The organism is Roseovarius litorisediminis (assembly GCF_900172295.1).
Lineage (GTDB): Bacteria > Pseudomonadota > Alphaproteobacteria > Rhodobacterales > Rhodobacteraceae > Roseovarius > Roseovarius litorisediminis.
The window spans coordinates 18,441-31,843 of sequence record NZ_FWFL01000008.1; the positions used below are offsets into that span (position 1 = coordinate 18,441).

Genomic DNA, 13,403 nt, shown 5'->3' on the forward strand with positions numbered 1-13,403 from the left:
TTAACGGCAGTAGGCACCGTTGCGATAGCTGGCGGTATCAAAATGGAAATGGTCGCGGTGGTGCCGATCAGAATTCGGGCCCAAAACCGTACCAAACGGGCCGCAAGCCGATTTGTGCAGTTTCTTTAAAATCCTGCCCTTCTTACCGCTACCCCAATCCTCAAGCACCGAAATTTCCGAACCATCCCGAAGTTTGAACGCAGCAATATCAATCGCGCGTCCTTTGGCGTGCTCGGATATCCGGGCACCACTTTGACTGTTGCGCGTCCGGCACGCATAATGCGATGCCACCCGCAGCCCGGCCACGCCACCACCGGTTCGGCCAATTGCCGGGGTCATACTGCGTTCCATCCATTTCTTCAGGGTGCGCGCCGTTCCGCACTCCATGGTGGCTTGCTGGCTTAACTCCACGCCGTTGATCGACGTGATCCTGACGGCCTCGCCAATTCCACAAGCTGGAATACGTCCGGATACCCGGCCGATTGCCTCACCCTTGATTTCGGACATGCCGCAGACCGAGCCGCGCGTGGAAACGACTTCTTTATCATTCCTGCCGCCGCCAAAAGAGCACCCGGTCAAAATAACCATAGCCAGTAAAACAATCCGTTTCATCCGTCCCTCTTACCACGGCCAAAGTCAGGAGCATCTGTATCCTGTCCTGCCTCGATAATGCTACGGCGGATGGCCCGGGTACGGGTGAAATAGGCATGAAGATGCTCACCGTCACCTGTCCGAATGGCCCGTTGCAGGGCAAAAAGCTCTTCGGTAAACCGGCCCAGGATCTCCAGCGTGGCGTCTTTGTTATTCAGAAACACATCGCGCCACATGGTCGGATCGCTGGCGGCAATCCGGGTGAAGTCCCGGAAACCGGCGGCGGAATACTTGATAACTTCGCTATCGGTCACACGGCGCAAATCGTCGGCCACGCCCACCATCGTGTAGGCAATCAGGTGCGGGGCATGGCTGGTGACAGCCAACACCAGATCGTGATGCTCGGCATCCATCTCTTCAGTATGGGCGCCCATGCCCTGCCACAATGCCTCAACCTTGGCCACCGCCTCACGGGCGCTCCCGTCCTGAGGCACAATCAGAGTCCAGCGGTTGTCAAAAAGCTCGGCAAAGCCTGAACGCGGGCCGGAATGCTCGGTTCCGGCCAATGGGTGGGCCGGGACAAAATGTACGCCTGCGGGCAGATGCGGCCCGACCGCGTCGATAACTGCCTTCTTGACCGACCCGACATCGCTGACCGTGGCACCGGGTTTCAGCACCGGGGCGATGTCACACGCGACTTGTTCCATCGCACCCACCGGCACACAAAGAACGACCAGATCAGCGCCTTTGCAGGCCTCAGCAGCACTGTCACACACCCTGTCGCACAGGCCAATTTCACGCGCCACATCGCGGGTTTCTGCCGAACGGGCATAGCCCGTCACCTCGCCTGCCAACCCTGCGCGTTTCATCGCCCAGAACATAGATGACGCAATCAGACCCAGCCCAATCAGGGCGACACGATCATAAATCACACTCATCGCGCACCTGCCATAAACTGCCCAACGGCATGGGCCACCCGGCGGCAGCTTGGCTCGTCCCCTACGGTGATGCGCAGACAATGCGGTAAATTATATCCTGCCACGCGCCGCACAATCAGCCCTTCGGATTTCAGGTAATCGTCACAAGCCTCGGCTTCGGCTTGGTCCGCAAAACGGGCCAGAATGAAATTTGCGGTCGAAGTATCAGAGGCAACCCCATGTCCCGCCAATGCCTCGGCCAACCAGGCGCGCAAGCGGGTGTTGTCAGCCCGGCATTTCTCGGCCCATTCGGTATCACGTACGGCGGCCTCGGCCGTGACCAATGCCGCGTGGCTAAGGTTAAAGGGACCCCGCAATCGATTGAGTACATCCGCCACCAACTGTGGGCCATAGCCCCAGCCCACGCGCAACCCGCCAAGCCCATAAAGCTTGGAAAAGGTGCGCGTCATAACAACGTTGTCGCGCGTATCGACCAGCTTTATACCACCGTCATAACCTTCGACATATTCTGCATAGGCACCATCGATGACCAACAACGCCTGATCCGGCAGACCATTGGCAAGGCGGATCATATCGGCCTCACCAATCATCGTGCCGGTCGGATTGTTAGGGTTGGCAATAAAAACCAGCCGCGTACGATCTGTGCATGCCTTCAAAATGGCATCGACATCGACGACCCGTTCCCGTTCACGCACTTCAACCGGTGTGGCCCCGTTGGCCTTTGCGTAAATCTTGTACATGGCAAAGCCGTGTTCGGTATAGATCACCTCATCTCCCGGACCGGCAAAGCCTTGGCACAGGAAGCCGATGATTTCGTCACTTCCGACACCACAAACCACGCGCGAGGCATCCACCCCGTGAATCTCGCCAATTGCCATCCGCAGGCTGGCGTGATCGGTCGACGGATAGCGGTGCAGGTCAAATGCTGTCTTGCGAAACGCCTCTTTCGCCGCCTCTGAGGGGCCGAACGGATTTTCGTTCGAGCTTAGCTTGACGACATTCGACAGACCCTCAACATGGGACGCGCCGCCCTGATAAAGGTCGATATCCATGATGCCAGGTTGGGGCGTAATCTTGTTCATCTGGTCCTCCATCGGCCTGTCTTAGCGGCGCAGCGGGATCAGGGGAAGCAAGAATCGCCCCCGGCTACGCACCGATCAACTGGCCAGAACATTCCTGAACTGCCAGGGGTCACTCTCATCGATATCCTCGGGGAAATGCTCCCACCGGTCTACCAGCGGGGTCCAGTCGGTATAATGCGCCTCAACTGGGCCGAGATAGGGCCGTTGCACCTCCAGGCATCTGGCATGGTCCATCTCGTCGGTTTCAACAATGCCCGCCTTGGGATTTTCCAGCGCCCAGACCATCCCGGCCAAAACAGCGCTGGTCACCTGAAGCCCGGTAGCATTCTGATAGGGTGCCAGATGTTTCGCCTCGTCATTCGACAGGCGCGACCCATACCAGAGCGCGTTTTTCTCATGCCCGAACAGCAGCACGCCCAACTCGTCAATGCCTTCTACGATTTCATCCGCTTCCAGTATTTCATGCTTGGTCTGCTGGCGCCCGGACCCGAACATTTCGTGCAGCGACAGAACCGCATCGTCACAGGGGTGATATGCATAGTGGCAGGTCGGGCGGAACGCCGGGGCCGCCGGATCACCGACGGTGTAATAATCCGAAATCGAAATAGCCTCGTTATGGGTCACCAGAAAGCCGAATTGAGGCCCCGGGGTTGGGCACCAGGTATGTACCCGCGTGATCGCCCCAGGCCGCTCCAGCCAGATACCTGCCCGACAGCCGGTTTCGTGGCTATGGCCATTTTCAGGAAACCAAGTTTCATGCGTACCCCAGCCCAGTTCAGCAGGCTGAAACCCCTCGGAGATGAACCCCTCGACCGACCAGGTATTCACAAACACATTGCGTGGACGCGGCTGGCGGCGGGCCTGTGTATCACGCTCGGCAATATGCACGCCCTTGACGCCTAGGCTCTGCATCAGCGTAGCCCAGCCCTCGCGGTTTTTCGGAGCTTCGACCTTGTGGCCGATATCCTCGGACAAGGTCAGCAGCGCCTCCTTCGCGAACCAACTGACCATGCCGGGATTGGCCCCGCAACACGATACAGCCGTTGTCCCGCCTGGATTGGCCGCCTTTTCGTCGCGCACCTTCTGGCGTAACGCATAGTTGGTCCGTTCGGCATTGTCAGTGGTGCCGAAATAATACCCCGCCCAAGGCTCGACCACCGTGTCGATGTAAAGAACGTTGCTCTCGCGGCAGAACTTCATGATGTCCAGCGATGATGTGTCCACGCTCAGGTTCACGCAAAACCCCGGCCCATCACCAAAAATCTCGCCCAGTACCCGGCGGTAATTTTCGGGCTTCAGCGCCAGTTGCACATGGCGAATGCCGCGTTGTGCCAGAAAATTATGAACACCCGGATCAGGGTCAATTACCACCATCTGTTCGGCGTCAAATTCAAAATGGCGTTCGATCAGCGGCAATGTGCCCCGCCCGATCGAGCCAAAACCAATGATGACAACAGGGCCGTCAATGCGCCCATATACGGGATAGTTCTTGGACATCATGTTCCTCGCGCAAAAGGTCAGAATACAAAAAAGGGCCGCGCCTTACCAGCGCGGCCCCTTAATTTCGGCGCTACGCAGGCTTAGTTCTGCGCGTAGAATTCGATAACGAGGTTCGGTTCCATCATGACCGGATAAGGCACATCGCCCAGCCCCGGTGTGCGGACAAAAGTCGCAACCATTTTCGAATGATCGGCATCAATGTAATCAGGCACATCGCGCTCGGCCAGTTGAACGGCTTCCAGCAGAACACCCATCTGTTTAGACCGGTCACGGACCTCAATTACGTCACCCTCTTTCACACGGTACGAGGGGATATTCACTTTCTTGCCATTCACACGAACATGGCCGTGGTTCACGAACTGACGTGCGGCAAACATGGTCGCAACAAACTTGGCACGGTACACAACCGCGTCCAGACGTCGCTCGAGCAGGCCAATCAGGTTTTCGCCGGTATCGCCTCTGACACGCTCAGCCTCGGCATAGATACGCTTGAACTGCTTCTCGGTCAGATCGCCGTAGTAGCCCTTCAGCTTCTGCTTGGCGCGCAGCTGCAGACCAAAGTCAGAAAGCTTGCCCTTGCGACGTTGGCCGTGCTGACCGGGGCCGTATTCACGGCGATTCACGGGGGATTTCGGACGACCCCAGATGTTTTCACCCATCCGGCGGTCAATTTTGTACTTGGCAGACGTGCGTTTGGTCACGGCTGATCTCCTTCGTTCGAGTATGAAGGGCGTTGTCCTCTGGCCTAGGCCCGACAGGCATCCCCTTGCAGGGGCCACCAACACCAATGAAAGCGCGCTTATACAGGGGCTTTGGGCGGAGTCAACAGCGGAAAACGCTACAAAGCTCAGTCAGCTGCATACGCCCATCCTGCCGCTTTGGACGAGCTAGCCGTCACCGCGCAAAATCAGGGTGGTTATGCGGGTCAGATTCAAGTTTCAGGCAATGGTGAGACACTCAAAGGCGGCCGGGATGATCCAAGGTTGAAAACGCAGCGCTTGCGGGATGGACGCTATCGGCCTCAGTCGAACATATCTGCCACTTTGACCGCACGAGTGGTCATGTTCGGTCTTCCTGGGAGGGGATCGTTGACTGGTAACCATTTTGTTGCTTCAGATACATATTCCATTTACGACTTCAAGGGCACCGTGAAAGGCACTATCGCATGGACAAGCCGCTGCAGATGACCAACAGCCAAAGACAGGCCGTTCTGGACAATGTGCGCTTTGACGTAGGGCGCAATGCGCGGGCCAAAATCGGCTTTGTCCTTATCCCCAACGAGCAAACGATCGAAGATGACATGATACGCCACCTGCCCGCCGGGGTTGGGGCCTACTTCTGCCGAGCCACCATGCCACGCGAGATTTCAACCGACAGTCTAGCACAACTGCGCGGCTCGCTGGCCGACACCGCGGCGCGCATCCTGCCGGACGACGGGCTGGACGTGATTGCTTTTGCCTGCACGTCAGGCACCGTCGCCGTCGGGGAAGAAGCCTCATGCGCGGAACTCGTCAAAGGGGCGCCAGGGTCCAAAACATCGACCCTCGCCGGAGCCGTGCGCAAGGCGTTGACTGCGGTAGGAGCCCGGAAGATCGTTTTGGGTTCACCCTACATTCCCGAACTGAATGATAACGTCGTGCAGTATCTGGAAAGTGCCGGGTTCACGGTGTTAAACGCCCACGGCATGGGTCTGAACTATGATACCGAAATGATCCGGGTTGCCCCTGACTATCTGATCGAGTTTGCCCATGCCATCGACGAGCCTGATGCTGACGCGGTGCTGCTCAGTTGCGGCGCATTGCGCAGCATTGATGTGGTGGACCAGATTGAACAATCATTAGGCAAACCAGTAATCTGCAGCAATCAGGCCATGCTTTGGGACTGCCTGCGGCTGGCGGGTGTCCATGATCGCCTGCCGGGGCTGGGCTGTCTGCTTCGGGATCACTAAAGCGTGCGCATCCAGAACTGCAATGAATGCTCGGTCTCTTTAGGCTGATCGATATCTTTCCAGCGAAACCGCGCTATGGCCCCGTTTACCGGGGCGTAACCGCGTTTGCGCCAGAAAGGGTCAAGCGCTTGATATCCCTCAGGTCGCAAGGGATGCTCTGCCGAACGAAGCACCCCACAAAAGGCGACATGGCTGTGCCCCAGATCACGGGCGTGCGCTTCGCGGGCATCAAAAAACTGATGGCCAATGCCGTGTCCGCGATATTCAGGCAAGAGCACGCTTTCGGCGCAATAGAAGATATCCTGCAGGTCGATTTTCTGCCCGGCAAAGGCTGCACCGAAATCATCCGCGTGATCCTTCATAGGCGTCCCTGTTGAGGCGCCCACCAACCGCCCCGCGTCAAACGCCCCGACAAGGATGGCATTATTGCTTTTGCGGTAGGTCTGCAGATAGTTCCGTTCATAGGCAACGTCGCCGTCATACAGATAGGGCCACGCCCGGAAAACTTCGATCCTTAGCTGCGCTACATCCTCGAGCGCCGCAGCCAGACCTTCACCTGTCAGCCGCTGAACCCGGATCATGAAACCTGCCGGATCCAGTCCGCCAGATTGTAATAGGTCACAACCCGCGTGATCATCCCGTCTTTCAACGAAAAAAACGATCCGGCAGGCAGGCAGTAGGTTTGTCCCTCGGCCTTAGGCAAGCCATCATCCGTTTCCAGATAGGTGCCGTTGACGACAAACTCTGCTGCGGCCCGGGTGCCCGCCTCGGCTTCGAAAATCACTAAGTCAGTCAGTTCCTCGCGGTAGCAGCGATTCATGTGCTCGCAAAAACTGCGGAACATATCCTTGCCACGGCGCACCTGCCCTTCATTTACATGGTGGGCCACGTCCTCGGACAGGCATGCCAGCATGCCGGGCAAATCACCGTTGTTGAAAGCGTCGAAATATTGGCGGATGGTTTCGGTCATTCTTCGTCCTTTGGATTACCCCAACGTTCGATCAGATGCGAGATGATCTGGTCACGGGTCTGACGATAGGCATCCATCTTGGCTTCGCGGGTTTCGGCCAAACCCGTCGGATCCATAATCGGCCAATAGACCACATCCAGGTGAAACACGCCTGTCAGTTCCAGCGCACGGCGCTGGCTTGCGGGACTGAGGGAGACCACCAGATCAAACGAAGACAAATCATCGCCCCATTGCTCCATCTCGTCAAAGCTGCGGGTACGGTGCCGGTCCAGCTCTACCCCGATTTCCTTGCAGACCGCGATACTGAAGCCATCAATTTCCATATCACTTTTAACGCCGGCAGACTGCACATAAGTGTCTGTCCCATAGAACTTCTTCATGATGCCTTCAGCCATGGGCGACCTGACTGCGTTATGATCGCAGCAAAACAATACAGATTGAGGCAGTTCCTCCGCCATCCGTATCACCCTCCGAAATGCAACACGCAGATCAGCGTGAACAGGCGGCGGGCAGTAACATTGTCGATATTCGCCTTACCTTCCAGGCGTTCTTCCAGAATGCGGGCGCCCTCGTTATGGATGCCACGACGGGCCATATCGATGGTTTCTATCTGACTGGGCGGCATGTTCTTGACCGCATCGAAATAGCTTTCACAAATAGCCCAGTAATCCTTGACCACTTGCCGGAATGGCGACAGTGACAGGTGGAATTCGGCCGCAAGCTCATCGACTTCGGTGCGGATATCGAACACCAGACGTTTTTCGCGAATTGACAGGCCAACGCGGTATGGGCCATCCGGTACGTCGCGGCCATCGCGTTTTGGCAGATCAAAGGTGTTTTCTTCGATCAGGTCAAACATCGCAACCTTGCGCTCCTGCTCGATTTCCGGCGTCGGCGGGGGTAGGTTGGCGTCGTCCAGTTCGATATGGCTGATATGGCTCATGGGTAAATCTCTTGCACTGCGCGTTCACAATTGACTATCGCAGCCCGCTCCTAGGGGCAATGCAGCAGATAAAGAAAGAGAGGGGCACCAAGGGCCCCTTCAATAATCCGATCACACCTGTCACACTAATGGAAATTTATCTTTGCACATATGGGGCACCACAAACCCATGTTCTGTAGCATCGTAAGAAATAAGAAGCACGAACCTATGGAAAGTCAAATCGAAGATTTTCGTCATAGAAATTGCCGATCAGGACCTGTACTTCTATTTCTGGCCCCTCATAAACAATCTGCAAATACGCCCACGGGCCGAAGATGTGGTTTACTGCAAGCTTCAAAGCGCCCATGTCGTTCCCCTATATTATTTTGATGGCGTTACAACTCTGACGCCTCTAACTTTATCTTCACGTGAAAATCCGACCACGACTTGGTAATTCAAAATGAGATCAATTCCTGTAAGCTGCGCGAGCCAAGAGGGATTGACCTCACGATATCGTTCGATCGTCCACCAAGCGGTGATTTTTGAAACGGCTTTGGTTTTAAAGCGCGGGATATAGTTTTCATCCACAACCCACCGTTTCTCTCCGAACTTAAAATCATGATATGTCAACCAAGCCTCTATGCGGTTGACGTCGTTTAAACTTCGCATAATTCGGTAAATACAGACTTCTGCACCTCGGCCTGTTCCGATAGCGTGCTCATCGAGAAGTAACAAATTTGGTTTGTCTTTGCCTTGCTCGGTTGGAACCAAACATTGGCGCGTATGAGTGTATTCTTCCACCGCCTCCTGAAATTGGTGCCACCGAGGATGTTTTTCGTTTATTTCTCTCCCATTAAATAGAAACGGGTCAGTTTCCTGATTGGCCAGATAATCATATTCGAGTGTGCAGCGATTGGTGGCGCGGCAATCATCCCAAACGGATTTCTCTTCCCCGCCGGAATAGGCATATTGAGTACCAGTCACGCTTAAGGCAGCAGCGACGGTAAGGTTGAGAGCAAACTTCATATTTAACCTGACTTCCAGAAAAGCCCACAACTTCACGTTGATGCATGCAGAGGCACGGCATAAGGTAAGGATCTCCGTACCCTAAACACCCGTCGCGTTACGCAATTTGGGCATTGGGAAAAAACAACGGAATTCTTGCTTTATTCCCGCAATTTAGCTGGCATTCAGTGACAGGTTGGCGCTGTCCGGCATCTGAAAATCTTTCTGGCGGGCTGTGGCGGATATCCCTAGCCCGACACAGTTAAGCGCAGGGAGGGCGCGGGCCTTTTCCATTCTGCCTGCAACAGGGAAAGTGCAAAAGGCTTTAGTCGTTCAGATGGTCCAGTCGCGCACGCACCGACAGGCCGTGCGCCTCAAGGCTTTCGCTGATCGCCAGCGTTTCAGCCGTAGGGCCAATAGTGCGCAGGGCCTCGGGCGTCATTTTGGCCAGCGTGGTGCGTTTGACAAAATCCATCACACTCAACCCGCTGCTGAACCGTGCCGAACGGGCGGTGGGCAGCACGTGGTTTGGCCCGCCAACGTAATCGCCAATTGCCTCGGGCGTCCAGGCGCCAAGGAATATCGCACCGGCATGGGTAATCTTTTGCGAAAGCGCATCAGGGTCTTCCACGCACAACTCAAGGTGCTCGGGCGCGATGCGATTGCTAAGCTCCGCCGCACGATCCAGATCGGGCACTATAATCACGGCGCCAAAATTTCGCCAACTGGCTCCTGCAATCTTGCGTCGTTCCAGCGTTTGCAGATGCTTATCGATTGCGGCGCTGACAGCATGGGCCATACCGGCGTCATTCGTAATCAGGATGGATTGCGCGCTTTCGTCATGTTCAGCCTGGCTGAGCATATCCAGCGCAATCCAGTCGGGGTTTTGACTGGCATCGGCAATCACCAGAATTTCCGACGGCCCCGCAATCATGTCAATTCCGACCTTGCCGAACACCCGCCGCTTGGCCGCCGCGACAAAGGCGTTGCCGGGCCCGGTGATCTTGTCCACTGGCGCAATCGTTTCGGTGCCATAGGCCAGTGCCGCAATCGCTTGCGCACCGCCAATGCGGTATACTTCGTCCACGCCTGAAAGTTGCGCCGCCAGCAACACCAGCGGGTTGGCCTGCCCGTCCGGTGTCGGTACGGCAATGGCCAATCGTTCGACCCCCGCAACCTTGGCCGGAATGGCATTCATCAAGACCGAGGACGGATACGAGGCCAGCCCCCCCGGCACATACAAACCCGCCGCACTTACCGGCGACCAGCGCCAGCCCAGCATCGCGCCTGTGTCGTCTGTCCATGTCTCATCAGAAGGCATCTGGCGCGCGTGATAGTCTTGGATGCGCGCCGCAGACAGTTCAAGCGCGGCACGCTCGTTATCAGGTACCTGCGCCACAAGGGTTGCAATTTCTTCCGTCGAAAACCGCAGAGTTTCAGGCGTCAGTGCCAGCCGGTCAAATTTTTCAGTCAGCTCGATCAGTGCTGTATCGCCTCGCTTGCGAACGTCCGCAATGATCCCCGCCACAATGTGATCCACATCAGGGCTGTCCTCACGCTTGGCGCCCAAAAGGGCGGCAAAGGCGTTTTCAAAATCAGCATCGTGGGCGTTCAGAAAAACCGGCATCGGGCAGCCTCCTTGGTTCCCCGACCCTTAAAGCCATCAGCGCCAAGGCTCAAGCCACACCAATAACGGCTTGATCCGCATCAATGCGCAAGTTGCCAAGGTGATTAGGCTTCAAGTGGGGTGAATACGCCCCGACATCGCGCTGATGCACAAAAAAGGAGGATTTTTGATGCAAAAACCGAACAAAAAAACAACCGCACTCGCGACTGCCTTTGTAACTGCCCTGTCAGGTGCAGCCCTTGCCGAGGACACAGGCAAGGCGGAATACATGGAAAGTTGCGTGGCCTGCCATGGGGAAACTGCTGCAGGCGACGGTCCTCTTGCTGAACTTATGACTGTTCCTGTGCCAGCCCTGACAAATCTCAGCGCCGCAAATGATGGTGTGTTCCCGATGCTTGCGGTGATCCAGACAATTGATGGTCGGCAAGGGATCAAGGGGCATGGCTATCCAATGCCGACGTGGGGCAAACGTTTCACCAAGGAGATTGAAAATGCAGGCCCCTACGGCTCCGAGATCATCGTGCGCGGTCGTATTTTGTCGCTGGCCTACTATCTGGAATCAATTCAGAAATAGGTCCGCCACTCAAATCCCATATCCTTGCGCCAAACCAAAGATTTAAAATTGGGGCGCAAGGATTCACGCGCCGACATTGGCCGCGGAAATTTTGAATAAACCAGGACGCATGCCCACAGGTTTTAGAGATTGTGATCAGGAATTTTTCCAGAAGGCGCGATATAGGGGCGTGTGACGTCTTTCAACGTTACTTCCAGCGCCTCAATCTCAAGCCGGATCGCACCATCGCCTGCCAGCGTCAGCAGGACATGACCTGCGCCTTCCTCACCCGGTTCAAAGGTGACTGCCAGCAAAGACAGGATCATCTCGCGGTCCTGCCGGTCAATCCCCTGACTGGCCACCCCCAGCACATTATCAATTACTAAAAGCGACTGCACACGCTCGGGCGCATGACGCCCACGGCCGGGATCCTCCCATCGGAACCGGTTGAGCAGCAAAGCAAAACACCGCTGCCCGGAGCGCCATGTCATTTCAGTGATCGGAAATATCGCGTCCTGCAGCAAGGACGAAATCACCTGCAGGTCTTCCGGGTCGAAAGCGCCTAAATTCAGCGGCGCCTCGCGGCCATCTTCAAATGTGGCGTCGTTGTTCATTGACCCGAAATCCGTTCTATACGGGCGCCGACACTTTCCAGTTTGCGCACCACGTGTTCGTATCCCCGATCAAGGTGATAAACCCGACTGACAATTGTCTCGCCTTCAGCAGCCAGACCAGCCAGTATAAGCGAAACAGAGGCCCGCAGATCGGTTGCCATCACCGGCGCGCCTTTCAGGCGCTCAACTCCGGTCACAGTAGCGGTGCCGCCATGCACATCAATTTTGGCGCCCATTCGGATAAGTTCAGGCGCGTGCATAAACCGGTTCTCGAAAATCTTTTCCTCCAGCACGCTGGTACCCTGGGCGGTACACATCAGCGCCATCATCTGCGCCTGCAGGTCGGTCGGAAAGCCCGGAAACGGCTCGGTTGTCACATCAACGGCGCGGACGTGTCCATTCTTGCGGGCAACTTTCAGACCGGTTTTCGTTTCTTCCACACTGATCCCCGCCGCGTCCAGCTTTTCACAAAATGCGCCGACCAGGTCGATCCGGCCACCCAGGCATTCCAACTCACCACCACATATGGCCGGTGCCAGCATATAAGTGCCCAGTTCGATACGGTCAGTGACCACCGGATGGGTCGCCCCATTCAACCGGTCAACACCTTGGATCGTGATAGTGCTTGTGCCATCCCCATCGATCTGCGCCCCCATGCGGCGCAGGCAATCTGCCAGATCAACAATCTCGGGCTCGCGTGCCGCGTTGTTCAGTACCGTGGTTCCCTTGGCCAATGTCGCCGCCATCAGGGCATTTTCCGTGGCTCCGACCGATACAAGCGGAAAATCGACGTTGCCACCTTTCAGGCCGCCGGGCGCTTTTGCGTGCACATAGCCTTCTTTCAGCTCCAGTTCGGCCCCCATCGCCTCTAGCGCCTTGAGATGCAGATCAACAGGGCGTGCGCCAATGGCACAGCCCCCCGGCAAAGACACCACCGCGTGGCCGTCGCGGGCCAGCATGGGACCCAGTACAAGAATCGAAGCCCGCATTTTACGCACAATGTCATAATCGGCCACGTGGTTGTTCAGCGCATGGCTGGACATCACCAGAACTTGCCCGTCCTGCAGTTGTGTCACTTCTGCACCAAGCGATCTGAGCAACTCTGTCATGGTCTTGATATCCGACAGGCGCGGCGCATTGGTCAGTGTCAGCGGCTCATCACTCAGCAACGTAGCAGGCATCAGCGTCAGACAGGCGTTCTTGGCCCCTGCAATAGGGATCTGCCCATTCAACGGGCCATTTCCTGTCACGATAATCGAATCCATCTGCTCTAACCTTTTTCTTTAGCGGTCTTAACACCCTCGCGCGCGCGCAGTTGCGACTTACGCCGGCTCAGGTTGGCCTTCAATGCCGCCTTTAACCGGTCTTCACGCGACTGCGGCTCTTTTCCAGTCTTTTTCTTGGACTCTTGCTTATCCATGGCCCCTCTCTACAGCAGGCATTAAAAAGGGTCCAGATAACGCTTGCACCACCCGCCATAAGGGGCTAATCAGCCCGCCACGATGTGCTGCTGTAGCTCAGTGGTAGAGCGCGTCATTGGTAATGACGAGGTCGGGAGTTCAATCCTCCCCAGCAGCACCATATCACACTTATCCCAGCAAGAATTGCCGAACGTCTTGTGAGCTAAGATGTATCCTACCCCCCGCATATCTT

At 56.2% G+C, this 13,403-nt stretch carries 17 protein-coding genes and 1 tRNA gene; 3 read left to right on the forward strand and 15 right to left on the reverse strand.

Annotated elements, in window-relative coordinates; translation table 11 throughout:
* From PEL8287_RS14700 to rpsD, 5 genes are all read right to left on the reverse strand, one after another.
* Positions 1-612 (reverse strand): extensin-like domain-containing protein, encoded by a 612-nt coding sequence (locus tag PEL8287_RS14700; protein WP_085893193.1) that lies wholly within the window; start codon positions 610-612, stop codon positions 1-3.
* Positions 609-1,529, reverse strand: coding sequence for a prephenate/arogenate dehydrogenase family protein (locus PEL8287_RS14705; protein WP_085893194.1), 921 nt, complete (start codon positions 1,527-1,529; stop codon positions 609-611). The genes PEL8287_RS14700 and PEL8287_RS14705 overlap by 4 nt, the downstream gene beginning before the upstream one ends.
* A complete protein-coding gene (gene hisC, locus PEL8287_RS14710; protein WP_085893195.1) occupies positions 1,526-2,611 on the reverse strand; it encodes a histidinol-phosphate transaminase in 1,086 nt (361 codons plus the stop codon). Before hisC ends, PEL8287_RS14705 begins: the two co-directional genes overlap by 4 nt.
* Positions 2,612-2,686: 75 nt before the next feature.
* The gene (locus PEL8287_RS14715) at positions 2,687-4,108 is read right to left on the reverse strand and encodes a homospermidine synthase (protein WP_085893196.1); all 1,422 of its coding nucleotides are present in this window, start codon (positions 4,106-4,108) and stop codon (positions 2,687-2,689) included.
* A gap of 83 nt (positions 4,109-4,191) precedes the next feature.
* The gene (rpsD, locus tag PEL8287_RS14720; protein ID WP_085893197.1) at positions 4,192-4,812 is read right to left on the reverse strand and encodes a 30S ribosomal protein S4; all 621 of its coding nucleotides are present in this window, start codon (positions 4,810-4,812) and stop codon (positions 4,192-4,194) included.
* Positions 4,813-5,276: 464 nt separating this feature from the next.
* Between rpsD and PEL8287_RS14725 the strand changes: the two genes are divergently transcribed.
* A complete protein-coding gene (locus tag PEL8287_RS14725; RefSeq protein WP_235862313.1) occupies positions 5,277-6,059 on the forward strand; it encodes a maleate cis-trans isomerase family protein in 783 nt (260 codons plus the stop codon).
* On the opposite strand, the gene PEL8287_RS14730 is transcribed toward PEL8287_RS14725, so the two are convergent.
* The 7 genes from PEL8287_RS14730 to hisD all read right to left on the reverse strand — a co-directional run bounded on the left by PEL8287_RS14730 (position 6,056) and on the right by hisD (position 10,583).
* Complete coding sequence (locus PEL8287_RS14730; RefSeq protein WP_085893198.1) at positions 6,056-6,640, reverse strand: GNAT family N-acetyltransferase; 585 nt, start codon at positions 6,638-6,640, stop codon at positions 6,056-6,058. The genes PEL8287_RS14725 and PEL8287_RS14730 overlap by 4 nt on opposite strands.
* Positions 6,637-7,029 (reverse strand): ketosteroid isomerase-related protein, encoded by a 393-nt coding sequence (locus tag PEL8287_RS14735; RefSeq protein ID WP_085893199.1) that lies wholly within the window; start codon positions 7,027-7,029, stop codon positions 6,637-6,639. Before PEL8287_RS14735 ends, PEL8287_RS14730 begins: the two co-directional genes overlap by 4 nt.
* Positions 7,026-7,487 carry an arsenate-mycothiol transferase ArsC gene (locus tag PEL8287_RS14740; protein WP_085893200.1) on the reverse strand — a complete coding sequence of 154 codons (462 nt, stop codon included), beginning with the start codon at positions 7,485-7,487 and terminating at the stop codon, positions 7,026-7,028. Before PEL8287_RS14740 ends, PEL8287_RS14735 begins: the two co-directional genes overlap by 4 nt.
* A gap of 5 nt (positions 7,488-7,492) precedes the next feature.
* On the reverse strand, positions 7,493-7,972 hold the full coding sequence (locus tag PEL8287_RS14745; RefSeq protein ID WP_085893201.1) for a UPF0262 family protein: 480 nt from the start codon (positions 7,970-7,972) through the stop codon (positions 7,493-7,495).
* Between the two features lie 205 nt (positions 7,973-8,177).
* Positions 8,178-8,318 (reverse strand): hypothetical protein, encoded by a 141-nt coding sequence (locus PEL8287_RS20075; RefSeq protein WP_176228661.1) that lies wholly within the window; start codon positions 8,316-8,318, stop codon positions 8,178-8,180.
* A 14-nt stretch (positions 8,319-8,332) separates the two neighbouring features.
* On the reverse strand, positions 8,333-8,977 hold the full coding sequence (locus tag PEL8287_RS14750; RefSeq protein WP_085893202.1) for a hypothetical protein: 645 nt from the start codon (positions 8,975-8,977) through the stop codon (positions 8,333-8,335).
* A gap of 304 nt (positions 8,978-9,281) precedes the next feature.
* Positions 9,282-10,583 carry a histidinol dehydrogenase gene (gene hisD, locus PEL8287_RS14755; protein WP_085893203.1) on the reverse strand — a complete coding sequence of 434 codons (1,302 nt, stop codon included), beginning with the start codon at positions 10,581-10,583 and terminating at the stop codon, positions 9,282-9,284.
* A 169-nt stretch (positions 10,584-10,752) separates the two neighbouring features.
* On the opposite strand from hisD, the gene PEL8287_RS14760 reads away from it, so the two are divergent.
* Complete coding sequence (locus PEL8287_RS14760; RefSeq protein WP_085893341.1) at positions 10,753-11,157, forward strand: c-type cytochrome; 405 nt, start codon at positions 10,753-10,755, stop codon at positions 11,155-11,157.
* A 122-nt stretch (positions 11,158-11,279) separates the two neighbouring features.
* Here the strand turns inward: PEL8287_RS14760 and PEL8287_RS14765 are convergent, their stop codons facing one another.
* The 3 genes from PEL8287_RS14765 to PEL8287_RS20080 are packed head-to-tail and all read right to left on the reverse strand — an operon-like array spanning position 11,280 to position 13,170.
* Complete coding sequence (locus PEL8287_RS14765) at positions 11,280-11,750, reverse strand: DUF2948 family protein (RefSeq protein WP_085893204.1); 471 nt, start codon at positions 11,748-11,750, stop codon at positions 11,280-11,282.
* Complete coding sequence (gene murA / locus PEL8287_RS14770) at positions 11,747-13,015, reverse strand: UDP-N-acetylglucosamine 1-carboxyvinyltransferase (protein WP_085893205.1); 1,269 nt, start codon at positions 13,013-13,015, stop codon at positions 11,747-11,749. Before murA ends, PEL8287_RS14765 begins: the two co-directional genes overlap by 4 nt.
* Before the next feature lie 5 nt (positions 13,016-13,020).
* Complete coding sequence (locus tag PEL8287_RS20080; RefSeq protein WP_176228662.1) at positions 13,021-13,170, reverse strand: hypothetical protein; 150 nt, start codon at positions 13,168-13,170, stop codon at positions 13,021-13,023.
* Positions 13,171-13,256: 86 nt separating this feature from the next.
* Between PEL8287_RS20080 and PEL8287_RS14775 the strand changes: the two genes are divergently transcribed.
* Positions 13,257-13,331, forward strand: a tRNA-Thr gene (locus PEL8287_RS14775).
* Positions 13,332-13,403: the final 72 nt, after the last annotated feature.